Origin of the sequence: Sporolactobacillus mangiferae (assembly GCF_023336505.1) — a bacterium.
GTDB lineage: Bacteria > Bacillota > Bacilli > Bacillales > Sporolactobacillaceae > Sporolactobacillus > Sporolactobacillus mangiferae.
In genome coordinates, this window is the sequence record NZ_JAMAST010000002.1 from 114,052 (window position 1) to 141,011 (window position 26,960).

Annotated in this window: 23 protein-coding genes and 1 other annotated feature (1 of these 24 running past the window's edge); all 23 genes read right to left on the minus strand. The window is 46.4% G+C overall.

All coding sequences use genetic code 11. From position 1 onward, the window contains the following. Nucleotides 1-9: 9 nt before the first annotated feature. Nucleotides 10-1,353 carry a 16S rRNA (cytosine(967)-C(5))-methyltransferase RsmB gene (rsmB, locus tag M3N64_RS02985; RefSeq protein ID WP_249097230.1) on the minus strand — a complete coding sequence of 448 codons (1,344 nt, stop codon included), beginning with the start codon at nucleotides 1,351-1,353 and terminating at the stop codon, nucleotides 10-12. Continuing rightward, the gene (fmt, locus tag M3N64_RS02990) at nucleotides 1,350-2,294 is read right to left on the minus strand and encodes a methionyl-tRNA formyltransferase (RefSeq protein WP_249097231.1); all 945 of its coding nucleotides are present in this window, start codon (nucleotides 2,292-2,294) and stop codon (nucleotides 1,350-1,352) included. Before fmt ends, rsmB begins: the two co-directional genes overlap by 4 nt. Before the next feature lie 64 nt (nucleotides 2,295-2,358). Continuing rightward, nucleotides 2,359-4,779, minus strand: coding sequence for a primosomal protein N' (gene priA / locus M3N64_RS02995; RefSeq protein WP_249097233.1), 2,421 nt, complete (start codon nucleotides 4,777-4,779; stop codon nucleotides 2,359-2,361). Beyond that, nucleotides 4,776-5,972: a bifunctional phosphopantothenoylcysteine decarboxylase/phosphopantothenate--cysteine ligase CoaBC gene (gene coaBC / locus M3N64_RS03000; RefSeq protein WP_249097235.1), complete on the minus strand. Its 1,197-nt coding sequence runs from the start codon at nucleotides 5,970-5,972 to the stop codon at nucleotides 4,776-4,778. The genes priA and coaBC overlap by 4 nt, the downstream gene beginning before the upstream one ends. Nucleotides 5,973-6,084: 112 nt before the next feature. Beyond that, nucleotides 6,085-6,279, minus strand: a complete 195-nt coding sequence (gene rpoZ, locus M3N64_RS03005) for a DNA-directed RNA polymerase subunit omega (protein ID WP_249098552.1) — start codon at nucleotides 6,277-6,279, stop codon at nucleotides 6,085-6,087. Next, entirely contained in the window at nucleotides 6,279-6,902 is a 624-nt protein-coding gene (gene gmk / locus M3N64_RS03010; protein ID WP_249097238.1) for a guanylate kinase, read from the minus strand. Before gmk ends, rpoZ begins: the two co-directional genes overlap by 1 nt. 36 nt (nucleotides 6,903-6,938) lie before the next feature. After that, nucleotides 6,939-7,823 (minus strand): YicC/YloC family endoribonuclease, encoded by an 885-nt coding sequence (locus tag M3N64_RS03015; RefSeq protein ID WP_249097239.1) that lies wholly within the window; start codon nucleotides 7,821-7,823, stop codon nucleotides 6,939-6,941. An 80-nt stretch (nucleotides 7,824-7,903) separates the two neighbouring features. Further along, nucleotides 7,904-9,631, minus strand: a complete 1,728-nt coding sequence (locus tag M3N64_RS03020; RefSeq protein ID WP_249097240.1) for an Rqc2 family fibronectin-binding protein — start codon at nucleotides 9,629-9,631, stop codon at nucleotides 7,904-7,906. 336 nt (nucleotides 9,632-9,967) lie between these two features. Then, nucleotides 9,968-10,675, minus strand: a complete 708-nt coding sequence (locus tag M3N64_RS03025) for a VanZ family protein (protein ID WP_249097242.1) — start codon at nucleotides 10,673-10,675, stop codon at nucleotides 9,968-9,970. Then, nucleotides 10,659-10,781 carry a hypothetical protein gene (locus tag M3N64_RS14080; protein ID WP_283163280.1) on the minus strand — a complete coding sequence of 41 codons (123 nt, stop codon included), beginning with the start codon at nucleotides 10,779-10,781 and terminating at the stop codon, nucleotides 10,659-10,661. The genes M3N64_RS03025 and M3N64_RS14080 overlap by 17 nt, the downstream gene beginning before the upstream one ends. A gap of 112 nt (nucleotides 10,782-10,893) precedes the next feature. Then, on the minus strand, nucleotides 10,894-11,568 hold the full coding sequence (locus M3N64_RS03030) for a DUF3139 domain-containing protein (RefSeq protein ID WP_249097243.1): 675 nt from the start codon (nucleotides 11,566-11,568) through the stop codon (nucleotides 10,894-10,896). Between the two features lie 171 nt (nucleotides 11,569-11,739). Next, on the minus strand, nucleotides 11,740-12,384 hold the full coding sequence (gene pyrE, locus M3N64_RS03035; protein ID WP_249097244.1) for an orotate phosphoribosyltransferase: 645 nt from the start codon (nucleotides 12,382-12,384) through the stop codon (nucleotides 11,740-11,742). Then, nucleotides 12,366-13,094, minus strand: a complete 729-nt coding sequence (pyrF, locus tag M3N64_RS03040; protein ID WP_249097245.1) for an orotidine-5'-phosphate decarboxylase — start codon at nucleotides 13,092-13,094, stop codon at nucleotides 12,366-12,368. The genes pyrE and pyrF overlap by 19 nt, the downstream gene beginning before the upstream one ends. Next, nucleotides 13,091-13,999 (minus strand): dihydroorotate dehydrogenase, encoded by a 909-nt coding sequence (locus M3N64_RS03045; RefSeq protein WP_249097247.1) that lies wholly within the window; start codon nucleotides 13,997-13,999, stop codon nucleotides 13,091-13,093. The genes pyrF and M3N64_RS03045 overlap by 4 nt, the downstream gene beginning before the upstream one ends. Continuing rightward, on the minus strand, nucleotides 13,993-14,775 hold the full coding sequence (locus M3N64_RS03050; RefSeq protein ID WP_249097248.1) for a dihydroorotate dehydrogenase electron transfer subunit: 783 nt from the start codon (nucleotides 14,773-14,775) through the stop codon (nucleotides 13,993-13,995). Before M3N64_RS03050 ends, M3N64_RS03045 begins: the two co-directional genes overlap by 7 nt. Further along, nucleotides 14,772-18,011 (minus strand): carbamoyl-phosphate synthase large subunit, encoded by a 3,240-nt coding sequence (gene carB / locus M3N64_RS03055; RefSeq protein WP_249097256.1) that lies wholly within the window; start codon nucleotides 18,009-18,011, stop codon nucleotides 14,772-14,774. Before carB ends, M3N64_RS03050 begins: the two co-directional genes overlap by 4 nt. Beyond that, nucleotides 18,004-19,095, minus strand: a complete 1,092-nt coding sequence (gene carA, locus M3N64_RS03060) for a glutamine-hydrolyzing carbamoyl-phosphate synthase small subunit (RefSeq protein ID WP_249097266.1) — start codon at nucleotides 19,093-19,095, stop codon at nucleotides 18,004-18,006. Before carA ends, carB begins: the two co-directional genes overlap by 8 nt. Before the next feature lie 20 nt (nucleotides 19,096-19,115). Next, on the minus strand, nucleotides 19,116-20,051 hold the full coding sequence (locus tag M3N64_RS03065) for an aspartate carbamoyltransferase catalytic subunit (protein WP_249097268.1): 936 nt from the start codon (nucleotides 20,049-20,051) through the stop codon (nucleotides 19,116-19,118). A gap of 208 nt (nucleotides 20,052-20,259) precedes the next feature. Beyond that, nucleotides 20,260-20,817 carry a bifunctional pyr operon transcriptional regulator/uracil phosphoribosyltransferase PyrR gene (gene pyrR, locus M3N64_RS03070; RefSeq protein ID WP_249097271.1) on the minus strand — a complete coding sequence of 186 codons (558 nt, stop codon included), beginning with the start codon at nucleotides 20,815-20,817 and terminating at the stop codon, nucleotides 20,260-20,262. A 299-nt stretch (nucleotides 20,818-21,116) separates the two neighbouring features. Continuing rightward, nucleotides 21,117-22,037 (minus strand): RluA family pseudouridine synthase, encoded by a 921-nt coding sequence (locus M3N64_RS03075; protein ID WP_249097272.1) that lies wholly within the window; start codon nucleotides 22,035-22,037, stop codon nucleotides 21,117-21,119. Then, complete coding sequence (gene lspA / locus M3N64_RS03080; protein ID WP_249097281.1) at nucleotides 22,037-22,492, minus strand: signal peptidase II; 456 nt, start codon at nucleotides 22,490-22,492, stop codon at nucleotides 22,037-22,039. The genes M3N64_RS03075 and lspA overlap by 1 nt, the downstream gene beginning before the upstream one ends. Nucleotides 22,493-22,831: 339 nt before the next feature. Next, nucleotides 22,832-23,518 carry a TraR/DksA C4-type zinc finger protein gene (locus M3N64_RS03085; RefSeq protein WP_249097283.1) on the minus strand — a complete coding sequence of 229 codons (687 nt, stop codon included), beginning with the start codon at nucleotides 23,516-23,518 and terminating at the stop codon, nucleotides 22,832-22,834. A gap of 113 nt (nucleotides 23,519-23,631) precedes the next feature. Beyond that, entirely contained in the window at nucleotides 23,632-26,403 is a 2,772-nt protein-coding gene (ileS, locus tag M3N64_RS03090) for an isoleucine--tRNA ligase (RefSeq protein WP_249097304.1), read from the minus strand. 362 nt (nucleotides 26,404-26,765) lie between these two features. After that, nucleotides 26,766-26,960: a binding site (T-box leader), on the minus strand; it runs 32 nt beyond the window's last position.

Genomic DNA, 26,960 nt, shown 5'->3' on the forward strand with positions numbered 1-26,960 from the left:
TCTGTTGGATCATCCTTTGCGCCTCAGACAACTGATAAAGAATCCGTCGCTGTGAAACATATACGGCATTACTTGCAGCGTTCCTGCCGGCGAATCCATTTCTTTCCTCGGCATTCGCTCTGAAAACGTCGGTTCCGCCTGAAACTCCGGATGTTTTGCCAGAAAAGCCGAAATCTGCCGTTCATTCTCTTCTTTATGAATTGTGCACGTGCTGTAGATCAGCCAGCCTCCGGGTGTGACAAGTGATGCCGTTTCATCAAGCAGCCTGCGCTGAATGGGGATCAGCCCCTTAATTTCATCGGCGGTTTTACTCCATTTGATCTCAGGTTTCCGCCTGATAACCCCCAACCCTGAACAGGGGACATCAAGAAGCACACGGTCAAAGGTTGCATCAGCGAAATGAGCCCGCGTGCAACGTGCATCCATAGCAAGTGTTTCAATATTGTTCAGACCAAGGCGCGTTGCAGAACGTTCAATGAGCTGCGTTTTATGCGGATGCAAATCAAGTGCAACAACTTTGCCTGTATTTTTCAGTCGTTCAGCCAAATGCGTGGTTTTGCCACCGGGGCCGGCACAGGCATCAAGAATGTGCATTCCCGCTTTTGGCGCTACCGCATCCGCAACAAGCATTGAGCTCTCATCCTGAATGGTGAACAGCCCTTCCTGAAATGCATCCGTACCTGCGGCATGTCCGCCCTTAATGATCAAACCATCACGGGACAGATGCCCGTGAACAGCAGAGACTCCTTCGGCTGCCAACCGTTTCACCAGTTCTTCAGGAGATCCTTTTAATCGATTGACTCTTACGGATACACTTGGCGGAACGTTATCTGCTTCCGCGATGCGCACAGCCACCTCTTGCCCCCACTGCTCTGTCCATAGATGCATCATCCATTCGGGATGGCTATTTTGAATGGCCATGCGTCTTTCTGGTGATTCAATGACCGAGGGATCAGGTAACCCTTCACGCAGCATTTTTCGAAGTACGCCATTGACGAAACCGGCAATTCCCTGATGTCCTCTTTTCTTTGCAATCATTACCGCTTCATTGACCATGGCATGATCCGGTATTCGATCCAGAAAGGCTTTTTGGTAGAAGGACATGTAAAGAAGCATCTCCACCCAGTCATCAATCCTGCGCTTCCGATCAACAAAGTAAGACAAATAGTACGCCAAGGTCAGTTTCCGTTGAAGCACGCCATATACAAGCGTGGTCACCAGAGCTTTGTCACGATCCGAAAGCTGGCCATCATTCAGAGCATCATTCAGCGCGATCTGGCTGTACGCGCCGTCCCTGACAACGGACATCAGTAAATTTAAGGCAGTCTCCCTTGCAGTCTCCCTTCTTTTCATGATCGCTCTCCGAGGACGATGCCCGGTTCTATCTTTGTGCCTCGTAAAAAATCGGCTACAAGCATCCTTTTTTTCCCGGCTGGCTGGCATTCGATCACTTTAAGCGTCTGATCATTGCCCGTCGCAACAACCAATTCATCTTCGGTGCACTGAATTACTGTACCTGGCTTTTCCGTTGTCTTCATGTCTGCCTGTTCTGCCGCAAAAATTTTAAAAATCTGGCCGTTCATTCGTGTGTAAGCCCCGGGGAATGGATTCAAACCACGGATTAAATTGCGAATTGCAATAGCTTCCTTTGTCCAGTCTATCTTTTCGTCTTTATGCTGAATACTTGGTGCAAACGTTGCATCTGCTTCATTCTGAGGCACGGGTTTTAATGAGCCTCCGGCGATTTTCGGAAGTGTATCCATCAATAAATTGCTGCCTGCTATGCTTAATTTATCATGCAGCGTGCCAAACGTATCATTATCATCAATGGGTACACGCACTTGAGACAGGATATCTCCGGCATCAAGCTGCTTGACCATATACATGATCGTCACACCGGTTTCTTTCCGTCCGTCAATGATCGATTGCTGGATCGGTGCTGCTCCCCGATAGGCAGGAAGAAGTGAGGCGTGGACATTCACACAGCCGAGCGTCGGACCTTTGAGCAAAGATTCAGGCAGAATCTGACCATATGCAGCCGTGACAAGAAGCTCCGGCTCATGGGAAAGAATCGCATTGACCGCATCCGAACTTCTTACTTTTTCGGGCTGCAGTACCGGTATCGAGTAACTTTGTGCCAGAACTTTAACAGGCGGTGGCGTTAATTGATGTTTTCTTCCTTTTGGGCGATCTGGCTGGGTCACCACGCAGGCTACCGTATACCTGGGGTCCTCCAGCAGATGCTTCAGGACAGGGACAGCGAAATCTGGTGTGCCCATAAAAACAATTTTCATGAAACCATCCTCTTTTTGTCTTTGATCCCGATGAGAAAAGGCTTTTTTGTGTTGCTTCATTGGATTACATTAAGGCAAGTGGATTCATATCGATCATGACTTGCAATCCGTTCGTTCCGCTCTCCTGAAAATGCTGCATAATTTGCCGCAGAATCGGCAGAAGAGCAGGCTCTCTTTTGTATTTTACCATGCACTGATAGCGATATCTATCTTTTATCTTGGAAACAGACGGTACAACCGGACCCAGAACTTGCGAAGATCCGGATAACTGCTTCTTTAAAATCTGCGTGATCCGTTCTGCAGCGCCGGCAACGTAAGCCGGTTCCGGATGAGACAGACGGATCAATGCCAGGTAAAAAAATGGAGGATAGCCCCATTTCCGGCGCAAGGACATCTCCTGAGTATAAAAACGTTCATAGTTATGTGCAGCGGCATCAGTGACGGCATAGTGCTCAGGAGCATAGCTTTGAATGACGACTTCGCCAGGCAGATCATGTCTGCCTGCCCGTCCGGACACCTGCGTAATGAGCTGGAATGTTTTTTCTGATGCACGAAAATCAGGAAGATGGAGCAGTGAATCTGCAGCAAGCACGCCCACTAACGTTACTTTGGGAAAGTCCAGGCCTTTGGCAATCATCTGGGTGCCAAGCAATATATCCGCCTTTTGTTCACCAAATCGGCGCAGAAGCCGCTCATGACTGCCCTTTTTTCTCGTCGTGTCCACATCCATTCGAATAACACGTGCTTCAGGAATCAGCCGATTTAATTCCGCTTCTACTTTCTGAGTTCCGGTGCCAAAAAAACGCATGGCATCACTGCCGCATGTGGGACAACGTTCCGGAACGCTGCATTCAAAACCGCAATAATGGCATTTTAATCGATTTAAAGTACGGTGGTAGGTCAGTGAAATGTCGCAGTGCGGACAAGTGACCACTGTTCCGCATGAGCGGCACATGACAAAGGTTGAATAGCCGCGCCGATTCAAAAACAGAACAATCTGCTCATTTTTTTGCAGCCGGTCTTTCATCTTTTCAAGAAGCTCCCGTGAAAAAACTGAATGATTGCCCTGCCGCATTTCTTCACGAAGATCGACAATGTGAACAGCTGGGAGCGGCCGATGATTGACACGTTCTTTTAAGCGCAGCAAAGTGTACACTTGCTTTTGCGCACGGGCGAAAGATTCCAAAGAAGGCGTCGCACTGCCAAGCACAACCGGGCAGCAATACTTTTGGGCCCGCCGTATGGCAACATCACGCGTATGATATCGCGGCATATCTTCTTGTTTGTAACTGGACTCGTGTTCCTCGTCAATAATGATGATTCCAAGATTCTGAAACGGCGCAAAAATCGCGGACCTGGCTCCCACGACGACCTGCACCTTTCCTTCACGAATTTTCCGCCACTCATCATATTTTTCTCCCTGACTAAGCCCGCTGTGCAGCACGGCTACCTGAGTGCCAAAACGGCCTTTGAAACGTGAGACCATCTGCGGTGTCAATGAAATTTCCGGGACAAGCACAATTGCTTGTTGCTGCAGAGCCAAAACATGCTGAATCGACTGCAGATAAATTTCCGTTTTTCCGCTCCCTGTCACTCCATGGCACAAGTACACGTGATGCTCCCGGTTCCTGATTGCGCGTACAACTGGGGCTAGCACCTGCTGCTGCTCATCGGTCAGCTTCAGCGGTTCTGTTTGTTTTGCCGATTGTTTATATGGGTCCCGGTATTGTTCGACGCGACGCACCACGAGTACATCTTTTTCGGCCAGAGCAAGGATTGCACTTTTGCTTAAGCCAGCTTGTGTCAATGCCCGCATTTTCGGCTGATATGAAGCAGACTCAGATACATTGATAAAATGCTGCAACACTTTTTTTTGCTGTTTTGCACGGTTATCCAGTTTTTGAAGAACCTCAAGCATACGTACCTTTGAAACACCAGGAACCACCACGGCAATTTTCTTCGTACTTCCCTGACTGCGTACTTGCTGATGAATGGAAAGGTAGCCTTTCCGAAGTGCGTGATTCACGCTGCTCAATGATTCTGGATGCCGTTTCAGAAGATCCGTCCAATTCAGCCTATCAGTCTGGCCAAAAACGTTTGCTAATTCGGGAACGTTTTTTTTCAGGGCTTCCATGTGCTCGACCTGAACAATCTTCCGATAATTCGCTTTCAAAGCAGCCGGAAGCATCGCCTGAAAAGCTGTAACCGTCGGGCACAGCGTCGTATCAGCCAGCCATTTCCCGAGTTCGAGAAGTTCCGGAGTCAGAACCGGGAGATGATCCTCGACAGATTCAATCGTTTTTAAACGCTTGAATTCTGAATGGTCTTTAATTGCCGTAACAAAACCTAAGCGGCGCATGTTGCCGAACGGCACCTTCACACGTACACCAGGAACCAGAATGTCCAAGTACTCGTCCGGTATTTTATAATCAAACGGTCTGTCGACCGGATTTGCCGGAATATCAATGTAAACCTCTGCAATCATTTTGTCTCGCTCGTTTCAAACAGACTGGCTAATGCATTGCAAATTCGTGTTCCAATCTGCTGCTTTGGCATTGTGTCGAACGTTTGTTTTTTTCCGTCTGCATAATAAAACGTTACCTTATTTGTATCCCCGCCAAAACCGTCGGCTGCATGATTGGCAACAAGCATGTCCAAATGTTTTTTCTCAAGTTTTTGCACTGCATAGTCATCCAAATGATCGGTTTCGGCAGCAAAACCAATAAGTAATTGATGCTGCTTCTTCTCTCCGAGCTCCTTTAAAATATCCGGATTCCGAACCATAGTAATCGTCATGGACTCGTCAGTTTTTTTTATTTTTGACCTGCTGATGCGCGCCGGCCGATAATCAGCTACCGCAGCCGCTTTAATTACCGCATCAACACCAGGGTACCAATTCAATACTTCGCGATGCATATCAAGGGCTGTAACAACCTCAATGGTTGTAATGCCAGGGTCTACATTCAATTTTGCGCCTGTGATTAAAATGACTTCGGCACCCGCCCGATAGGCCGCCTCAGCAATCGCGGCCCCCATCTTACCGCTTGAATGATTGCTGAAAAAGCGAATCGGGTCCAGAGCTTCCTTTGTAGGACCGGCGGTCACAAGCACTCTCTTTCCCGCCAGCGATTGGAAAGAAAAATAATCTTCAGCTTCGTGAACAATGTCGCCAGGTTCCGTCATTCTGCCTGCCCCGGTCCATCCGCAGGCAAGGCGCCCTTTCTCCGGACCGATCAAGTGATATCCGTAGCTTTCAAGTATATGCAGATTATGAGAGACCGCGGCATGCGCGTACATATTCACATTCATCGCCGGCGCGATCCAGACAGGCGCATGTGTCGCAAGCACCGAAGCGGTGAGCATGTCATCTGCCATTCCTGAGGCGAGCCTGGCAATCGTATTGGCCGTTGCCGGGGCAATGATGAAAAGATCTGCCTCATCGGCCAAGTCAATATGAGCAATCTGTCCTTCTTTCTCATCGGTAATCACTTGATCATAGACACGGTGCCCGGTGAGCGCCTGAAAAGTTACGGGACCAATAAATTTTTTTGCCGATTCGGTCATCAGTACGTGGACATCGGCACCGCTCTTCACCAAACGACTGGTTAAATCCGCAGCCTTATAAGCAGCAATGCCGCCTGTGATGCCAAGTACTATTTTCTTACCTTTAAGAGCCAACAGAATCACTTCCTCAAACTATTTTCCTTTCGAATGAATCGGAGAGGCACCGCATGCTATACAAAAGGCAACAACCCGCAGAGGTTGTTGCCTTACTGTACAAAAACACGCATCAATATTTATAGGTCAGCAGGCCGGCATTAATCTCTTCAAGTGCCTGGCCAACCTCTTTTACTGAACGCGGATGCTCAACCAATAAATGCGCCGAACCATCCTGAAGCTGACGCGCGCGTTTTGCAGAGAGCGTTACTAACGTATAAGTAGAATTCACCTTTTGCAGCAGATTGTCAATAGACGGGTAAATCATCATGTTTCATCATTTCCTTTCATAACGGTATATTTTTCAATCAGACGATCTACACGGCAATGCTCCGCCAATACAATGGCTTCGATACGATCGCAGGCTTTTTCGACCTGATCGTTCTCCACAACATAATTATAATTTTGCATAAGCTCCATTTCTGATTTTGCAACCATCATTCGGCTTTCAATCAGATCCGCACTTTCTGTGCCGCGCCCGACAATGCGGTGTTTTAATTCCTCTAAATCAGGTGGAGCAAGAAAGATAAAAAGTGCTTCCGGGAACTTTCGCTTCACTTGAAGGGCACCCTGCACTTCAATTTCCAGTATGACATCGTCTCCGGCTTCGATGGATTCGCGCACATAATCAACAGGTGTACCATAACAGTTTCCTACATATTCGGCCCACTCAAGCAGTTTTCCCTGCTCGATCATCTGTTGAAACTGCTCGCGGGTCTTAAAAAAATAGTGAACACCATTCACTTCGCCTTCTCTCGGTTTTCGCGTCGTCGCCGAGATCGAATATTTTAATCGTGTGCCGCGTGTACGCAGCGCTTTGCACACGGTACCCTTTCCAACGCCGGAAGGACCGGAAAGCACGACCAGCAGCCCTTTTTCTTTAAAACTCATCACATTGCCTCCAACTGTTACGAATCCATCTTATTTCTATTCAACATTTTGCACCTGTTCACGCATTTTTTCAATTTCTGTTTTCAGTGAAACAACCGAACGGCTGATCTCAGCGTGATTCCCCTTTGAACCGATTGTATTCACTTCCCGGTTCATTTCCTGTATGAGAAAATCCAACCGGCGGCCTACAGGATCATCTCCGTTTTCCATCAACAGGTTTTCACATTGATTCAGATGACTTTTCATTCGGGTCAATTCTTCGTCCACTGCCGTTTTATTAATAAAAAGTGCGACTTCATTCATCAGGCGCGTCTCATCAATCGACTGGCAGGTCTTCAGAAATTCTTCAATTGAGCGACGAAGTTTTCGTTCATATTGACTTCGAACTTCCGGGATGAATGCTTCCAGTCGGCAAACTTCAGAACGGATAGCCGCAATTTTGGCCAGCAAATCTGTCCGCAAAGTCTGTCCTTCTTTTTCGCGCATCACAACAAGATTTTTGGCGGCGGAATGAACTGCACGAAGTACGGACGTCTCCATCTGTTTAACCGCTTTATAATCCGCTTCACGCAATGAAAAAATGCCAGGCAGTTGAAGAATTGCATTAAGATCCGGCAACGGCAGCCCGCTGCGTACCTGAATGTCTTTAGCCGCATGTACGTACTGATCAACAACTGCCCAGTTGGTTTCCAGCTTCGGCAGAATCACGGAACTTCTGTCTATGGCAAGATTTACTGTAACCGTGCCTCTTTTCATATAGCTGTGAACGGCTTTCCTGATTTTATCTTCCAGGAAAATAAATGGTTTCGGTGCATTAAACGAAAAATCAAAAAAGCGATGATTCACCGATTTAAGTTCGACGCGAATCATGGCTTCACCGGATTGTTCGGCCATGCCGAAACCCGTCATGCTTTTGATCATACGACCACTTCCACTTCTCCATTTTAAACAATTATACCCTGGAGAAGCAAGTGTCTCACTGTGATTACAGGCCGCTCAGCTTATTTTTGTCTGGAAGTCGGTTTTTCCTTCATTTTCAGTACCAGCGATTCATCAGGTGTCACATAGAGTGTGCGCTGATCCGTATAAATGACAAACCCGGGTTTTGCACCGCTCGGTTTTTTTACATATTTAATTTTAGTATAATCCACAGGAACACCGCTGCCCATACGTGATTTACTGAAATAGGCAGCCAGACTGGCCGCTTCCAGAAGGACAGATTCGTTTGGCTCCTGAGCACGGATCACGACATGTGAACCTGGAATATTTTTTGCATGGAGCCAGATTTCTTCGCGATATGCCTCCTTGGTTGTCAAATAATCATTCTGCTTATTGTTTTTGCCAACGAGAATGAGCGTTCCATCCGTAGCGTAATACTGGTCAATGACTGGCTTGCTTTTCTTCTTCCGATCCCTGCCTGAGCGCTTTTTCTTCAAATATCCACCCTCGGCAAGTTCTTCACGCATTTCTTCAATATCCTTTAATGATGCTGATTCGATTTGCTGAGCCAGTCCCTCGAAATAAGCGATTTCGCTCTTGGTCTGTCTCACCTGTTCGGCAACCACCTGCTTTGCTGTTTTGGCTTTATTGTACTTTTTAAAATAAGCCTGCGCATTCTCAGAGGGCGTCCGATTCGGATTAAGTGTGATCGTTACGGTGGTTTGATGAGGATCATAATAATTAATCACATCAACATGCCTGTCTCCACGCTTAAACAGGTGCATGCTCGCAGTGAGCAGTTCACCAGACAGGCGGTATTTGTCCGCATCCTCGGCTTCCTTTAAGGTCTTGGACAACTTTTTAAGTTTCGTCTTGTTTTTCTTCAATTCAAGTGCAATAAAGTGGCCAAGATCGCCTGCCTTTTGCCGGACCGCATCGGTTTGTGCTTTAACCGCGTAAAAACGATCAAGCATTCGATTGATATCGGTAAAAGATTCTGTTTTTCCCTGTTCAAAAGTCAGAGACAGGACATGAAAGTCGTCTTTTCCGTTATCATTAAAATAAATGGCCGGCGCATACAGGTGATGCTCTATTTCCGACTGAATCTCCAGAAAAGCTTTGGCAATTGCTTCCTGATGCGGCAGTTTTGCACGATGCACCATTTCAGATGCAACTTGAGGCGAAAAGCCGCTGATAATATCGACAATTTGTCTGTCGATACGTCCGGCATTCCACTCAATACGGTGGATCAGATCCTGAGCGTCCATCTCTATCGGATCAAGTTTGCCCTGATCAGGCGGTGAAACATAGGTTTCTCCAGGCAGAACGGTACGATAGCGATTGACAGCAGAGGTCAGATGTTTCATGCTGTCAATAATTCGTTTGCTTTCTTTTTCAATTAAAATCACATTGCTGTGCCGCCCCATCAGTTCAATGATCAGCTGCTTTTCCGTTATATCACCGAGCTCGTTACGCGAACGCAGATCAATATGGACAATGCGCTCGAATCCGATTTGTTCAATGCGTTCAATGATGCTTCCCTCCAGATGCTTGCGGAGCAACATGCAGAACATAGGCGGTTCCTGTGGATTGTCCTCTGCCTGTTCCGTCAGATGCATCCGGGCAAACGCCGCATTGATCGAAATGAGTAATTTGCCCCTAGCCTGACGCGAACGCAGATTTAAGATCAGATCCGTCGGTGTCGGCTGATAGATTTTAGCGATCCGCCCGCCGATAAACGCTTGCAGACTTTCAACCGCTGCATGGGTGACAATACCGTCATATGGCATCGCACATCCCTCACTTTCAAAAAAAGCGGGCACCTGGCTGCTCGCTTTTCAACTTCCAATTTAAATACTGGTTTCTATTGTCTCACTACAAATACTGCTGAGTCAAGACAAGTCTCTGCTGTCAATAGGAAGTCTGATACTAAATTAAAGGTAAAAAAGAAGTATCAAAAAATGCGGTTTCTGAATAAACCAGTATGCAAAAATCAGGAAACATAGAATTTCAAATGTTCGTATTGGATATGTAGAACTAAATGTTTTTTCATGCATTTTATATTCCCTGTATCTTCGGTTTCCCCCATCCTTTCCAATTCGCTTTCTATTCAACCGTTGCACGAATCAGTTAGTTTCATTTCTTCGAATGGGCGACTTCTTCTGTACAAAACGGCGACACAGCATCGCTAGTCCAAGATATACCCCGTAGCCTGAAATTCCTAAAGCAGCTCCGGCAGTGTTGAGAATGACGTCATCAATGTCCATTGCGCGGTCTTGGAAAAGGAGCAGGTCGGATAAAAATTGCAGCACTTCGATGGACAATGAATAGAAGAAGATGACGAGAAACACGTGTCTTTTTTTAACACGATTAAAATAGAGTAGAAAAAAACAGAGCGGAGCCAGTACAATTATATTTCCTATGATCTGATGCGTCGCATAATAGGCCGATGGAAAACCGGAAAATTGCGTCACAAGCGTTCGAAAAGGAATCACATTAATCATGAACAGCAGATTTCGATCGAAATGACGCTCAACTAATCCGTACCATAACTGACGTAAATTGATGCCCAGCAACAGAAAAAAGGCAATACACACGTATAACTGAAAAGCCAAGAAAAACAGCATCTGACTGATGCCACGAATCATTATTTTCCTTGTGATGAACAAAAAAGTCAGTGTGAATAGAATAAGATTAAGCAAAATGCTCAGAAATTCAATGACAATGTCACGATCAAATCCCTCTATAAAAATGACAATTGAATAGAACAGGGCAACAGCAACCGAAAAGAAACTGATCACGGTAACGTTTTTCTTTTCAAAATAATTCTTCATCAAAAACTCCTTTCTGGACACCTATTGAGATGAGCCGCTGATTAATTGTACGTTCCGTACCGCGCGTAACCTGAGGGAAAATCAATCCTTTCTTCCAATAGTTCACGCAGATCATCACAATGAATGCAAGCGAAGCAAAATGCCAGTGACAATCTGTAGCATAACATGGGCTATGTACATGAAACGGTCGGTTATGCATAAATTATCTTGTTCTTCGTTCATTCGAGATTCTTAGATCGGTAGAGACCAATGGGATGTTTTTGCGACTCGTGACGTTTTTGCTGTTGAATGTTGCCTGAAACCGGATCTTTTGTCCATTTTCTGTAATCCTTCGCGTCTGTTAGCGAATCCTTCTTTAACTGCATGTACTCTTTTTCATTGTAGACTTCACGAATTTTCGCATCTTTGTAATCTCTGAAATCATTGTCTTTAAAGGCAGTGAAAATCAGAAATTCACGCCCATCAAGATAATAACTGTACGCATATTTGCTGTCCTTTTTAAATTGAACTTCATAATTATATCCGCCCATTTTCAGATCGGGAAAAGCTCTGTATCCGGTGATATCCGCAGTTGAGAGTCCCTGCCTGGCCAGGTAATTTATGAAGGATGGATAGGTTTGAACAGCTGTCCACGGATAAACATACAGCCAGTTCACATAGGGAAGCGCAGAGAAAAGTAAAACGATCAGCCATTTCCAGCATTGCCGTAAGGAACGATAAAAGTAAATCGTCAGGCCGTTAATCAACAAGAAGAGAAGTGTGAAAATAATGGTTGCCGCAAGCATGCTGCTAAAAAGATCAATAAACGAATCCACGCCGATATAATTGTTTAATGTGAAAAAATAAAGGGTGAGCATGAGAAACAGAATGAGAAAGCGTTTTACATGATTCAATTGAAGTACCGTTCCTTCTTTTTCTCTTATTGTAATCTATTTCCCACGATGAAAACCCGCATACTTTATTAAAAAGCCCGCATATTTTCATGCGTGATCACGCATCAACCCGCATGTCAAAAAAAAGAACCTCCTAAATGAAGGCTCTTTTTCGGATCGCTTGAATAAATATTATTGCTTTTGCACGCGCCAGTCTTCTGAAGCCGGATCAGCATACCACTTTTTCAGTTGCTCGAGCTGTGTACCGCTGATTTCCCCCTGCTCTTCAGCCAAATGGATCAGCGTATCAAAGTCTGTCAGTGTAGCTAAAGATACTTTTTCCTTCTCAAAATTAGTGCTTGCCTGAGGTAATTGATATGTAAAAATGGCTGCGACGCCAAGTACTTCAGCCTCAACTGCTTCAACGGCATGAACTGCAGTCAGTACACTGCCCCCGGTCGAAATCAGGTCATCAATGACAACGACTTTTTGTCCGGGATTAATAACGCCTTCAATCTGCTTTTTTCGTCCATGCGATTTTGCAGACGACCGAATATAGGCCATCGGCAAACCCATGCGATCAGCAATCAATGCCGCATGCGGAATGCCTGCCGTTGCTGTTCCGGCAATCACTTCTGCATCCGGATAATTCTTCTTAATGAGTGCGACAAATGCATTGATCACATCAGCACGGACATCAAGATAAGCCAGTGTCAGCCGATTGTCGCAGTATACCGGTGATTTGATTCCTGAAGCCCAAGTAAAAGGATCTTCAGGGCTCAGCACCACTGCATTTATTTTCAAAAGATGTTCTGCGATTAATTTCTTGTAGTCCATGTCTGCTTCCTCCAATCATTAAGTACCCGTTCATAGGCTTGTGCCGGATCAGAAGCAGCCGTGATACTCCTGCCGACAACGATATAGTCACTTCCAAGGCTGCGCGCTTGCGCTGGTGAAGCCACACGTTTCTGATCACCCGCATCGTCATGTAAAAGGCGAATTCCTGGTGTCACTGCCAAAAAATCCTCTGCAGTACAGCTTTTGATCTTTTTTGCTTCCCAGGCAGAGCATACGACACCATCAAGTCCGGATGTATAAGCAAGCGACGCATAGCTGGCAATTGCTTCATCAATCGGTCGGTTAATCAGCAGCTCGTTTTCAAGCATTGCCTGATCCGTACTGGTCAGCTGAGTAACAGCCAGACAAATCGGCCGGTGTGATCTTGCACCTTCACCTAAACCCTGCACAGCTGCCTGCATCATTTCGACGCCCCCCGCCGCATGGACATTGATCATATCAGCGCCAAGCCCTGCAAGCCCCTTCATGGCCCGGTAAACTGTATGCGGAATATCATGCAGTTTCAAATCAAGAAAAACTGAATATCCTTCTGATTTTAAAGCGCGCACAATATCCGCACCCTGCTGCAAATAAAGTTCCATTCCGATCTTGACATAACAGCCGGGACGATTGATCTTGTTCAGCATGTCTAACATTTCGGCCTGCGACGAAACATCAAGAGCCACAATGATCCTATGTTCATCATTCATTTTTTCCAGCTCCTTCCAACCAGGTCATTAATATCCGAAACACCCATTTCGTTCAACTTTTCAGGTAAGGTTTTAATGATCTTCGGGCAGACATACGGATCGACAAAATTAGCGGTACCGACCGCCACCGCGCTTGCACCTGCCAGGAAAAATTCGATCACATCATCCACATTCTGGATGCCGCCCATCCCGATAATTGGGATCTTTACCTTCTGACTGACTTCATAAATCATCCGGATGGCAACCGGTTTAATTGCCGGCCCACTGAGCCCACCTGTTAAATTCGCTAAAATCGGCTTTTGAGTACGAAGATCAATGCGCATGCCAAGCAGTGTATTAATCATCGATAATCCATCTGCGCCAGCGGCTTCAACTGCTTCTGCCATGCCGACAATATCCGTAACATTAGGCGACAGCTTTACATAAACCGGTTTCTTTGATACGGCTTTGACTTTAGCTGTCAGCTCTGCCGCGACTTCAGGCACAGTACCGAATGCAATTCCGCCATGCTTCACGTTCGGGCAGGAAATGTTCAATTCCAATGCATGAACGGCAGACTGTTGCGACATTTTTTCTGCTGTCGTCACGTAATCATCCATCTCGCTGCCGGCAATATTGGCGATGATGGGGACATTTTCTTTTGCTAATCGCGGCAATTCTTTTTTAATAATTTGATCCACACCCGGGTTTTGAAGACCGATCGCATTTAACATGCCGCCAGGAGTCTCCGCAACCCGGGGAGTCGGGTTGCCAAAACGAGGTGCCAAAGTTGCCGCCTTAATCGTTACGGCACCTAAAACATTCAGATCATAAAGCGTGCTGTATTCAGCGCCGAACGCGAAGCAGCCGGATGCGGGCATGATTGGATTTTTCAGATCCAGCCCGGGAAGATGAACCTCTAACATAATTCAACCTCCCTTGCCTTAAATACCGGTCCGTCGCAGCAGACGCGCCGGTAACCTTTACTGTCTTGCGGATCGGTCGTGCGGGCAACACAGGCCATACATGCACCAATCCCGCAGCCCATGCGCTGCTCAAGCGACACAAAGAGCGGCTGCTTAGTAATTCTGCGCTCAAGTGCTCTGAGCATAGGGATCGGGCCGCATGCATAAGCCACGTCAAAAGAAACCCGATCAAGCATATCAGTCACCAGACCCTTTTTGCCGCATGACCCGTCTTCTGTCATGATATACGTTTCACCGTATGCTTCAAAAGCCTGTTGATAAAAAACATCTTTGGCTGAGCGAAAACCGAGAATATGAGTGGTCTGAATACCCCGTGACATTAACGCCTGAGATAAACCGTAAAGTGGCGGCACACCCACTCCCCCGCCAACGAGCAGTGCATTGCCCCCAGCCGGTGCGGCATCAACCGGAAATCCATGTCCAAGCGGGCCAAGTACATCGACCGTCTCGCCGACTGCCGACTCCGACAGAAGATGAGTACCGAGACCACCGCTTCTGTAAATCAGCGTCAATGTACATGCTGCCGAGTCTGCTGAGCTGATACTAATCGGACGCCGGAGCAGCGGGGCAATGGATTGGGAACGTCCGCCGACACGAACATGGACAAACTGCCCCGGTTCACGAATCTGCTCAGCCAGTTGTCCACGTAATTTCAACTTATAAATACCGTCAGCAATTCGCTGATGCTCAAGCACTTGCATGTCTTCCTGTATCATTGCCGGGCACCTGCTTTGCTGCCTTCTTGTATGTCAGATTGACGATCCATCATTTGAGGCATGCATTCCGTCTGAAAAGCAAGTGATTCCAGAACCGTGAGCAGTGCCTCGGTTGTATCCAGCGATGTCAGGCAGACAACGCCGTTTTCGACTGATTCGCGGCGAATACGAAATCCGTCACGAGCCGGTCGCTGCCCTTTTGTCAATGTGTTGACGACAAACTGTGCGCCTCCGTGACGGATAACATCGAGTAAATTCGGTGCTTCTCCGCCGATCTTATTCACGATCGTTACCGGTAGATGACGTTCGGATATCATCGCAGCCGTCCCTTCCGTTGCAAGAATATTGTAGCCAATATCGTAGAATCGTTTCACAAGACGAAGCGCTTCTTCTTTATCTTTATCAGCAATGGTGAACAGTACGGAGCCGTGAGAAGGAATAGTCATTCCGCTTGCCAGAAGGCCTTTATATAATGCCTTTTCAACAGTTACATCCTGCCCCATTACTTCACCGGTTGATTTCATTTCCGGTCCCAGCGTCACATCAACACGTCTGAGCTTGGCAAATGAGAATACCGGTACTTTCACGTAAACATTACGGATCGGTTCCGGATGTATACCTGTTTTATAGCCGAGTCTGTCAAGCTTCTCACCCAGAATAAGCTGAGTCGCTACTTTCGCCATCGGTACACTTGTGATTTTACTGAGAAACGGCACAGTACGGCTTGCCCTCGGGTTTACCTCAATGACATAGACATGATTGTCATGAACGATGAATTGTATGTTCATCATTCCCACCACTTTGAGCCCCCGAGCGATTTTGATCGCTGTATCCACAACTTCCTGCTTCACGGCTTCAGACAGCTTCTGTGCCGGATAAACCGCAATTGAATCGCCTGAATGGACACCGGCGCGTTCAATATGCTCCATGATGCCCGGAATATATACATTTTCCCCGTCGGAAAGCGCGTCAAGTTCAATCTCGGTACCGACCAGATAACGATCGACCAGTACAGGATGATCGGGATTAATCAGCACTGCGTGATCCATATAGTGTTTCAGTGAAGTTTCATTATAGACAATTTCCATTGCCCTCCCTCCGAGCACATAAGAAGGCCGCACAAGTACCGGATAGCCGAGACGATTAGCAATCTTCACGGCTTCATCAGTCGAGAACGCAGTGTCTCCTGCCGGATGGTCAACGTTAAGCCTGAGCAGCAACTGTTCGAAACGGTCACGATCTTCTGCCTGATCCATGGCATCCAAGGTTGTGCCAAGAATCTTAACACCGCGTGCAGCCAGCCCGGAAGCGAGGTTGATTGCCGTTTGTCCGCCAAACTGAACCACGACACCCTTTGGCTTCTCAAGATCGATGACATGCATTACATCTTCAAGGGTCAGCGGCTCAACATAGAGCTTGTCCGAAACGCTGAAGTCGGTTGATACCGTTTCTGGGTTGTTATTAATCATGATTGCTTCATAGCCCTGTTTCTTAATTGCCCATACCGCATGAACGGTTGCATAGTCGAATTCCACACCCTGTCCGATACGAATCGGTCCAGAGCCAAGGACGACAACACTTTCACGTTTGGAGACGACTGATTCGTTTTCATCCTCATAGCTGCTGTAGTAATATGGTGTTTCTGAAGCAAATTCCCCGGCGCACGTATCGACCATTTTATAGACCGGACGGATACCATGCGTTCTGCGCCATTCTGCGACAGCTTTTTCCGTTGTATTCCAGCACTCGGCAATTTTCCAGTCCGAGAAACCGTATTTTTTGGCATGAAGAAGCGATTCTCTATCTTTTGGAGCAGCTTTCAGCGTTTGCTCAACAGCAACGATATGAGCGATTTTACTCAGGAAAAAGCGATCGATTTGTGTACATGCCCATATTTCTTCAATATCTGCACCGCGCCTCATTGCTTCGGCAATTAAGAACAGCCGGCGGTCATCTTTCTTCTTTATAATGTTGAACAAATCTTCCGTACTCATTTTATCTGTTTCTTTGAGTTGCAGATGCATGGTTCCGTTTTCCAGTGAGCGGATGGCTTTCAGTATGGATTCCTCGAAATTACGCCCCATTGCCAGTACTTCTCCGGTTGCCTTCATCTGTGTACCCAGCGTTCGTTTGGCATCATCAAATTTGTCGAATGGCCAGCGCGGGATTTTCGTCACTACGTAGTCCAAAGTTGGTTCAAAGCTTGCATAGGTTGTACCGGTAACCGCATTTTTGATCTCGTCAAGATAATAACCGACAGCAATTTTTGCCGCTACCTTCGCAATCGGATAGCCTGTGGCTTTGGACGCCAGCGCCGACGAACGGCTGACACGCGGATTAACCTCAATGATATAATAGCGATCACTACTTGGATCCTGAGCAAGCTGCACATTGCATCCGCCTTCGATCTTTAACGCACGCACGATTTTCAGCGAGACGCTTCGCAAATGCTGCAGTTCGCGGTCACTTAACGTCTGACATGGTGCGGTAACAATGGAATCGCCGGTATGGATGCCCACAGGATCGACATTTTCCATATGACAGACTGCAATGGCACCGTCGTTGGCATCGCGCATGACTTCAAACTCAATTTCCTTGAATCCAGCAATGCTTTTTTCAATTAAAACCTGGTGAACCGGACTGAGCTTCAATCCATTCTCTGCAATGGTATCCAGCTCTTCCTCAGTTGCAGCAATGCCTCCGCCTGTTCCGCCTAATGTAAACGCAGGCCGAATGATAACCGGAAGCCCGACTTTTTCTACGAACGCGCGTGCTTCAATCAGACTTGTGACAATTTCACTCGGTGGTACCGGTTCACCGAGATCAAGCATCAGACTTCTGAACTTTTCACGGTCTTCCGCCCTTTCAATGCTGTCCAAACCAGTTCCCAAAAACTGGACATTCAATTCATTGAGTATTCCTGACTGACTCAACTGAACAGCCAGGTTCAGTCCCGTTTGGCCGCCAAGCGTCGCCAGCAGTCCGTCAGGATGTTCCTTGCGAATAATTTTACTGAGAAATTCTACCGTCAGCGGTTCGATATATACTCGATCTGCAATGTCGGTATCAGTCATGATCGTTGCCGGATTTGAATTGACAAGAATTACTTCATATCCTTCTTCTCGCAAAGACTGGCAAGCCTGCGTCCCTGAGTAATCAAACTCAGCAGCCTGTCCTATGATGATCGGTCCTGATCCGATAACCAGAATTTTCTTTATATCTGTACGTTTAGGCAAGGGGTGCACCTTCTTTTTTAAAAGTTTCCATCATGTTTAGAAATGCATCAAACAAATCCTGACTGTCATCCGGTCCTGGCGAGGCTTCAGGATGATATTGGACACTGAAGGCAGGATATTTTAAATGGTGCAGGCCTTCGATCGTTCCATCATTGATTGCAACATGTGTTATTTCCAGATCCGTTCCACTTAATGATTTTTTTTCAACGGTAAATCCATGGTTTTGTGAAGTGATGACGAATTTTCCTGATTTCAGATTTTTTACCGGATGATTTACGCCGCGGTGACCAAAACGCATTTTTACTGTATTGGCACCCGAAGCAAGCGCAAACAGCTGGTGGCCGAGACAAATACCGAAAATCGGAACCTTTCCAAGTAAATGGCGTACCGTTTCAATCGCTTCTGGAACAGATTTAGGATCACCCGGTCCGTTGCTTAACAGTACACCGTCCGGATTCAGCTTCATAATGTCTTCTGCTGTTGTTTGGTAGGGCACAATCACAACATCGAAGCGGCGTTTGATGCATTCACGGAGAATGCCCTGCTTTGCACCGAAATCAACAAGTACTACGCGAGGACCGGGACCGGGCGTTACGTAGGTTGACTTTGTTGACACACGGCTGATCTGATCGCTTGGCAACGGCCATACTTTAAGTGTCTCAGCAACACGCTTCGGATCAGCATCCGCAGAAACAATCCTGCCGCGCAGCGTTCCATACTCACGAATCATTTTCGTGAGTCGACGTGTATCAATGCCTTCAATCCCCGGTACATCATATTCTTCCAGCCACTCGTTCAGTGTTTTATCCTTTTGCCAGTGTGACGGCTGCTTTGCGACTTCTTTAACAATCAATCCTGAAATGCTCGGGCGCGCTGATTCGTTATCTGACCGGTTAATCCCGTAGTTACCGATAAGCGGATACGCCATGGTAACGATTTGCCCGCAATAGGATGGATCGGTGATCAGTTCCTGATAGCCGGTCATTCCGGTATTAAATACGACTTCACCATTGACTTCAGAACTGCTTCCGAAACCTTCTCCGATAAATGACGCCCCGTTTTCCAGTACAAGCTGTCTTCTCAATTTCGTGCACTCCTTTTCGATCAGATAGGCGAACTCATTTGCTTTGCTTTTTCGATTTTATTCGCTTCGTATAGACGATGGTCGAGTGCCCATTCAAGCGCGGCCATTCGTGCCAGAACACCGTTTTTGATCTGTTTAAAGTATCGCGAACGTGTACTTTCGACCAACTCGCCGTCCATTTCAACGCCCCGATTAATCGGCCCTGGATGCATGATGATACTTGTTGGTTTCATCCGCAGTGCGCGCTCGGTGGTCAACCCGAATAATCGATGATACGTTTCCTTAGTCATCTGCATTGCATTTTCATGACGTTCATGCTGAATACGAAGCATAATGACAGCATCAGCCGCATCAATGGCATCGTCGACGGATACGTAAGTTCCGGGCAGTTGGCTGTTCTTCCATTCCGGCGGACCGGAGAGCAGCACACGGCACCCAAGCCGACTTAATACTTCCGCATCAGATTTTGCCACCCTGCTGTAACGCAAATCGCCGATAATGGCAACTGTAAGGTCTTCTATATTCATAAATTCCTGCCTCAGCGTTAAGAGATCCAGCAGCGCCTGTGTCGGATGATCTCCGGCACCGTCGCCGGCGTTTAGAACAGGAATATCTATAGATTGCAATTGCTTATAATAACCGGTCTCCTGATGCCGGATCACCACTGCTTCTGCACCAATCGCCTCCATGGTTCGCACTGTATCATAAAGGGACTCACCCTTCAGAGCGCTTGAGGTTGTGCTGCTGAAATTAAGTACTTCATAGCCTAATCGCTTTTCTGCTGTTTCAAAACTGAAGCGTGTGCGCGTACTCGGTTCGTAGAAAAGATTGGCAACAATCGTATGATTCGGTGCGAACCAGCCTTCTTCACCCATAACGCGTATTTGTTCTGCACGATCAAGAATATCGTTAATTTCCCTGATCGAAAGCTCATTCAAGCTAAGCAGGTTTGCCATTGTAACTCCTCCTTAGAATTAGTATGTGCCTTAATGAAACACCTTAAATCTGGTGAAGAGGTCACCCGGATATTTTCTCTCCTGAGTGAAAAAAAGCCTCTTTGCCAGAATCTGACAAAGAGGCTTTGTAAATTGACGAACTGCGTTCATGCCACTCTTTGTCAGTCTCTCTGGACTGCCTTTAAAAGATGTTTGACTGCCGCTTTCTTTACTTTTTTAACGAGCGTATCGTCACTCGATCAGCTCCATCGACTTCACTCAGTTGAACAGCAATTTGTTCTTCTCTGGAAGTCGGCACATTCTTACCTATATAGTCAGGACGAATCGGTAATTCGCGATGACCTCTGTCAATCAGTACAGCCAGTTGAATGCGCTGAGGTCTGCCGACATCCATCAGCGCGTCCATCGCTGCACGAATCGTTCGTCCTGTAAAAAGCACATCATCCACCAGGATCACTGTTTTCGCTTCAATTGGCGTCGGAAGCAGACTGTCCAGCAGCTCCGGATCCCCGGATCTTTGCTTCAGATCATCCCGGTAAAGCGTAATATCCAGTTCACCAACAGCTACTTCTTTCTTCTCAATACCTTTAATGCGCCCTGCAAGCCGATCAGCCAGATAGATACCACGTGTTTTGATGCCAACGAGTACAACGGAATCAACACCCTCATTCCGTTCAATTACCTCATGTGCAAGGCGTGTCAGTGCACGTCCCATTGCTTTTGCATCCATGATTTCTTTTTCTTCCAAAAAAATATCACCTGCCATCACATCACAGCCCGTCACTGATTTTGCTGAGACCACTTATTCAACTGGCTGCCAGGAACCAGGGCCTTGCCAGAAGCAAAGACTCAGTTGCGCTGCTTACGTAAAAAAAAATCTTGCTGTACAGAGCAAGAGACTACAGTGCTGCCAATAGCTTTTGGCATTCATCACCCTTCTTAGTCTCTCAGGACTACCTTAAAGGAACTCATTCAATTTTCATTACTGCAAGTATGCCAAACGCTTCATGATTTGTCAATACTCAAGTCAATAACCTGTACCCGAAAATTCGTTCTATAATCCAATCAGCAATATCGATTCTTTCGCAATCCGTCAAGAAGCTGCTCCATATCCTCTGGAAGCGGTGCTTGAAAAAGCATCACTTGATTCGTCACCGGATGGATAAAACCAAGTTCTGACGCATGCAGTGCCTGTCCATGAATTGGAAGCGTTTTGCGTGGTCCGTATTTAGGATCTCCGGCAAGCGGATGTCCGATATAAGCCATATGAACGCGAATCTGATGTGTACGCCCTGTTTCTAATCGGCATGAAATATATGTGTAATCTTCAAAGCGTTCCAGCACTTTAAAATGAGTAATCGCCGATTTGCTGTTTTTTTCCGTTACTGCCATCTTTTTGCGGTCTTTATCCGAACGTCCGATCGGCGCGTCAATGGTACCCTCATTATGAGACAGACTGCCATGGACGATGGCCAGATATTGCCGCTTCGTTGTTTTTGCTTTCAGCTGTGCCGCAAGTGATCGATGCGCGGCATCTGTTTTTGCAACCATTAACAGGCCCGAAGTTTCTTTATCAATTCGATGAACAATACCAGGGCGCATCACCCCGTTTATTCCCGATAAATCATGGCAATGTCCAAGCAACGCGTTGACCAGCGTCCCGGATAAATGTCCCGGTGCAGGATGAACGACCATTCCTCTTGGTTTGTTCACGACAATAACCGAGGCGTCTTCATAAACGATTGTGAGCGGGCGTTTTTCAGCCGCGATATTGAGTGGCTTCGGATCGGGAATACGCACGCAGACCTGATCATTCATCTTCATCCGGTAACTTGTTTTTACGGCTGATCCGTCAACAAGCACACAGCCACCTTTAATTAACTGCTGAAGGCGACTTCTTGATTCATCCGGAATTTGACTGCTTACCCAGCTGTCAATCCTTTTCCCCTCATCTTCTGCTTCAACTGACAGCGTAATCTCCGGCATTATCGTTCCTTCTTTCCGTCACGAAACAGATACATAATCAGTAAAACGACACCGATAAAGAGAGAAGAATCCGCCAGATTAAACACAGGAAAATGATAACGGAAGATGTAGAATTGAATAAAGTCAACCACTTCACCGCGAAAAAGCCGATCCATAAAATTTCCAAGCGTCCCGCCAATGATCAGCCCCAGAGAAACACCAAGAAACGGCTGCTTTCTTCCCAGCCTCTGCATATAAAAAATGACTACGGCTAAGACGGCAATGGTAATGACAAAGAAAAAAAGCATCTGTCCCTCAAGAATGCTCCATGCGGCCCCATTATTTCGAATCGACGTCAGGTAAAAAAAACTGGGAATGATAGCTATGCTTTGGCCAAGATACATATTATGCACAATCAGCCATTTGGAAAATTGATCAATCAATAAAATAATTACTGCGAGTCCGTAATAAACCATACCCATACCCCTTCAAAAACATATGTTTGTACTTTTTATATGCGTAGCAACTTTTATCTTCAGACATTGTTAAAGCTCATCGCTGTTTGAGGCCATCTGTTTAACATTGCCTATTTTTAAATTTTAGCATATATCCTCTTGCAGAATCATGGTTTTTTTACTGAAGCAGCATCTGACTTTATCCGTTTTTCACAGACAGTCAAAGTTCGTGGAGCTTTTTCTTGATCAGCCGAAACACTTTACAGAAGGTCCACACCTCACACGCATCTTCCACAAAACAAGAAACGAGGGTGTCACGCAGCCAAAAAGCTCTTGAGACACCCTCTGTTTACCCCTTTATTACTCTTCAACCGGATCCTGATTTTCATCTTCATTTTTAGCCGACCAATGATCGTAATGATGATTTTTCAGAACCTGAATTTCATCATCTCCGGAAAACCCGTAAATGTCATTAGCAGCAAATGCCTCAAGTTCTTCAACATACCCGATCCCTTCCTCATCGTCACTGTACGGCGCATTTTCAAAAATGCCTTCCTGGTCATTGTATTGAGAAACAACATCGAATGCATTTTCTTCGTTATACCCGTTGCTTTCGAAATCTGTGATTCCCCGGACTTCAAAATCGCTGATCACAGATTCTTCAACCGGGCGAACCCGATGATCATGCGAGGTATCCGCCTGATGCGCTGCTGTGCGTGCTGTAGGCAGTGCCTTTAATCGGGCGCGAGATATTTTTTCCCCGGTTTTCTCATCGTATCCATACGTTCCATCATCGATTTTTTTCAGCGCATGATTGATTTCTTCAAGTTCGTTCTGCTCCATTTTATGGAAAGCAAGATCCTTCTCCCGTTCATAAAGCTGTGTTGCCGATTCGGCCGGGTGATTATCATAAGCCGACAATTCACCAGAGGCAATATCCGATATGGATCCCCACTCTGCAGCCGTTTCCACATCACTTTTCAGCTTATCTTCAAGCTGCCGTCTCCTCTGCAACAGTCTGTTTCTTATTTTTCTGTAACCCCACATCGATAAAAATCCCCCTTATTACTTCGCACGCATTGATTAGTGTGAAGCAAAGGAGGACTTTTCACTCTGCGTAATCATTACGCATTATGGAAATCATTTTCTTTACTTTTCATTTATTCAAGTGTTACTCCGGCATAATCGTGGCGCACCGTCTCTGCGCAATGTGCGCACAGCGTTGGATGTTCCTTGTCCTCACCGACCGTTGGCAGAACCGCCCAGCAGCGTTCACATTTTAAACCTTCGGCAGGTGACACGGATACCGCCAGATCCGCATAATGATCGGCAGATTCGGGAACCGTATGCTCAGATTCAACCGTAACATGAGAAACAATCAGCAATTTATCGAGGTCATGGCATTCAGTCAGAAAAGCTGTTTGTTTTGTCGTATACAGCACAACTGAGGCTTCAAGCGACTTGCCAATGAGTTTCGCATCACGTGCTTTCTCCAATGACTTGAATACTTCATCGCGAACGTTTATCAGCTTTGCCCACTTCTCTTCAAGCGCATCGGAATCAGTGATCGGCTCTTTTTCCGGCATATCCGTTAACTGAACGTAAGACGATATTTGATCAGCACCGGGAATATGCTGCCAGATCTCCTCAGCCGTATGCGGAATAATCGGAGAAAGTATCTTCGTCAGCGCAACGACTGTTTTGTACAGTACAGTCTGTGCTGACCGGCGGACAAGCGACTCTTTTGGCTGCACATAAAGCGCGTCTTTCGCAATATCCATATAGAAAGCACTTAAATCCAGCGAGCAATAGTTCTGCAATGCCTTATAGACATTCAGGAACTGATAATTTTCGTAATTTTTCAGGCATGTATCAATGAATGTGTTCAGCTTCACAAGCATATATTGTTCCAGTTCCGGCATCTTATTTGTCGGAACCGCTTGATCAGCAGTGAAGTCGCTCAGATTGCCAAGCATAAATCGAACGGTGTTGCGGATCTTCCGGTACACTTCTGCAACCTGAGAAAGAATTTCGTTTGACACGCGCGCGTCAGCCTGATAGTCAACGGAAGCAACCCAGAGACGGATGATATCAGCACCATACTGCTGCATGACTTTCATCGGATCGATGACATTGCCGACGGATTTGCTCATTTTCAATCCCTTACCGTCAAGTGTGAATCCATGACTCAGCACCTGTCTGTACGGTGCATGTCCGGTAACCGCGACGGAGGTTGCAAGCGATGAGTTAAACCAGCCACGATACTGATCCGAGCCTTCCAGATACATGTCTGCCGGACGGCGAAGTCCATCTCGAGTTGTCAGCACGCCTTGATGTGATGAACCTGAATCGAACCAGACATCCATGATATCAGTTTCTTTTCTGAAAACGCCATTCGGACTGTGCTCCGATGTAAATCCTTCTGGAAGCAAATCTTTCGCATCCCATTGAAACCAGATATTTGAACCGTGTTTGCGGAACAGATCAGCAACCTGCTGAATCGTTTCATCCGTAATGATCGGCTCATCGTCTTCGCCATAAAATACCGGAATCGGAACGCCCCATGCACGCTGACGGGAAATACACCAGTCTTCACGATCCTTGATCATATTCGTCATGCGCACATCGCCCCATGCAGGAATCCAGTGCACTTCATGAATGGCACTTAAAATTTCGCTGCGAAAGGCCTTAATGGAAGCGAACCACTGCTTGGTTGCTCTCCAGATTACCGGTTTTTTGGTTCGCCAGTCATGCGGATATGAGTGAGTAAAAGTACCGACCTTGATCAGTGCGCCGACTTCTTTTAACTTCTCAATCACCGGTTCGTTGGTTTTCTCATAAAACATGCCCTCAAATCCTGGTGCTTCATCAGTCATGCAGCCACGGTCATCAACCGGGCTAAGAATATCCAGGCCGTATTTTTTACCGACGTAGAAGTCATCGGCACCAAATCCCGGTGCAGTATGCACACATCCGGTACCAGCGTCTAAAGTGACATGATCGCCAAGGATCATCAATGAAGAACGATCATAAAATGGATGGCGGCATACGACATACTCCAGATCTTTGCCGCTGAAGGAACGCAGGATTTGCGGATTTTCCCATTCAAACGTTGCCGTCAGTTTCTCAACCAGTTCTGATGCAACAACAAATTTCCGTTCTCCCACCTGAACGACACTGTATTCAAACTTTGGATTCACGCAGATAGCCAGGTTCGAAGGCATCGTCCATGGTGTCGTTGTCCAGATGATGACTTCTTCATCTGTATTGAGTACACCTTTTCCGTCTGTAACGTGAAATGCCACATAAATTGAGTACGATTTGACATCCTTATATTCGATTTCTGCTTCTGCCAGCGCAGATTCAGAAGAAGGTGACCAATAAACCGTTTTTTTATCTTTGTAAATGTAACCTTTTTTCGCCATTTCGCCGAAAACTTTAATCTGTTCTGCTTCATATTCTTTGTGAAGCGTCAGGTACGGATGATCCCAGTCCGCACGGACACCCAGTCGTTTGAACTGCTTTTTCTGGTGTTCAACCTGACCAAGCGCATATTCCTTACACTTTTCACGAAGATCGGCAACGGACATTTTTTTTCGATCAATGCCCTGCTTTGCGAGCTGCTGCTCGATCGGAAGTCCATGCGTATCCCAGCCAGGGACATACACGGCCTGATAGCCGGTCATTGATTTGTAGCGATTGATGATATCTTTGAGAACCTTATTTTCAGCATGACCAATGTGAATGTTTCCGTTTGCGTAAGGAGGTCCATCGTGCAGAATGAACGTCGGTTTTCCTTCGTTCACTTTCAGAGATTGTTCATAAATGTGCTCGCGGTCCCACTGTTCCTGCATTTGCGGTTCTTTAGTCGGAAGTCCGCCACGCATTTTAAAATTCGTTTTCGGCATTAACAGTGTTTTTTTGTAATCCATTAAAATACGCCTCCATCAACTTTCTGTTCTTTTTAAATGGCTTTGTTAAAATCTGCTGCTGTTTTTCATCGTTTTGCCCTGCACTTACCCGAACGGTCGGCACGTGCATTGCCGCAGTTCAGAAAAACGACATTAAATTAAAAACACAGCTCTTTAACTAAATGGCTGTATTAAGGACTCATGCTGTGCTTCATCACCGGCTGGCTCATTCATGAGAAGGCCTTGCTGAAGGATTCCCCGGTTTGCCGAATTTATGAAAACAAGGTCCATCTTGCATATCAGCAAATCAATAAAGAATAAGTTGAAAAAGCAACAGTCCGTTTAATAACAGCACCATATAAAATAAAAAGGTTCTTTCACCCATAAGGGACGAAAGAACCGCGGTACCACCCTAATAGCAGAAAAAACCTGCCACTCATTAGCTTCTTAACGCGAATACACGCTGAATCTTACTTGTACCGGACAAGCCGATCGTTCAGATCCAAACTCGAGGGTGATTTTCATCGCTGCTGCCTGTGCCGGGCTTGCACCATCCCCCGGTTCGCTGATCAGGCATT

What these genes read in the sequence shown, in the direction of transcription:
- rsmB (WP_249097230.1), bottom strand. Translation starts at nt 1,353, where the DNA reads ATGAAAAGAAGGGAGACTGCAAGGGAGACTGCCTTAAATTTACTGATG.
- fmt (WP_249097231.1), bottom strand. Translation starts at nt 2,294, where the DNA reads ATGAAAATTGTTTTTATGGGCACACCAGATTTCGCTGTCCCTGTCCTG.
- priA (WP_249097233.1), bottom strand. Translation starts at nt 4,779, where the DNA reads ATGATTGCAGAGGTTTACATTGATATTCCGGCAAATCCGGTCGACAGA.
- rpoZ (WP_249098552.1), bottom strand. Translation starts at nt 6,279, where the DNA reads ATGATTTACCCGTCTATTGACAATCTGCTGCAAAAGGTGAATTCTACT.
- gmk (WP_249097238.1), bottom strand. Translation starts at nt 6,902, where the DNA reads ATGAGTTTTAAAGAAAAAGGGCTGCTGGTCGTGCTTTCCGGTCCTTCC.
- M3N64_RS03015 (WP_249097239.1), bottom strand. Translation starts at nt 7,823, where the DNA reads ATGATCAAAAGCATGACGGGTTTCGGCATGGCCGAACAATCCGGTGAA.
- M3N64_RS03020 (WP_249097240.1), bottom strand. Translation starts at nt 9,631, where the DNA reads ATGCCATATGACGGTATTGTCACCCATGCAGCGGTTGAAAGTCTGCAA.
- M3N64_RS03025 (WP_249097242.1), bottom strand. Translation starts at nt 10,675, where the DNA reads ATGAAGAATTATTTTGAAAAGAAAAACGTTACCGTGATCAGTTTCTTT.
- pyrE (WP_249097244.1), bottom strand. Translation starts at nt 12,384, where the DNA reads ATGGACTACAAGAAATTAATCGCAGAACATCTTTTGAAAATAAATGCA.
- pyrF (WP_249097245.1), bottom strand. Translation starts at nt 13,094, where the DNA reads ATGAATGATGAACATAGGATCATTGTGGCTCTTGATGTTTCGTCGCAG.
- M3N64_RS03045 (WP_249097247.1), bottom strand. Translation starts at nt 13,999, where the DNA reads ATGTTAGAGGTTCATCTTCCCGGGCTGGATCTGAAAAATCCAATCATG.
- M3N64_RS03050 (WP_249097248.1), bottom strand. Translation starts at nt 14,775, where the DNA reads ATGATACAGGAAGACATGCAAGTGCTTGAGCATCAGCGAATTGCTGAC.
- M3N64_RS03065 (WP_249097268.1), bottom strand. Translation starts at nt 20,051, where the DNA reads ATGGCAAACCTGCTTAGCTTGAATGAGCTTTCGATCAGGGAAATTAAC.
- pyrR (WP_249097271.1), bottom strand. Translation starts at nt 20,817, where the DNA reads ATGGCAGGTGATATTTTTTTGGAAGAAAAAGAAATCATGGATGCAAAA.
- M3N64_RS03075 (WP_249097272.1), bottom strand. Translation starts at nt 22,037, where the DNA reads ATGCCGGAGATTACGCTGTCAGTTGAAGCAGAAGATGAGGGGAAAAGG.
- lspA (WP_249097281.1), bottom strand. Translation starts at nt 22,492, where the DNA reads ATGGTTTATTACGGACTCGCAGTAATTATTTTATTGATTGATCAATTT.
- M3N64_RS03085 (WP_249097283.1), bottom strand. Translation starts at nt 23,518, where the DNA reads ATGTGGGGTTACAGAAAAATAAGAAACAGACTGTTGCAGAGGAGACGG.
- ileS (WP_249097304.1), bottom strand. Translation starts at nt 26,403, where the DNA reads ATGGATTACAAAAAAACACTGTTAATGCCGAAAACGAATTTTAAAATG.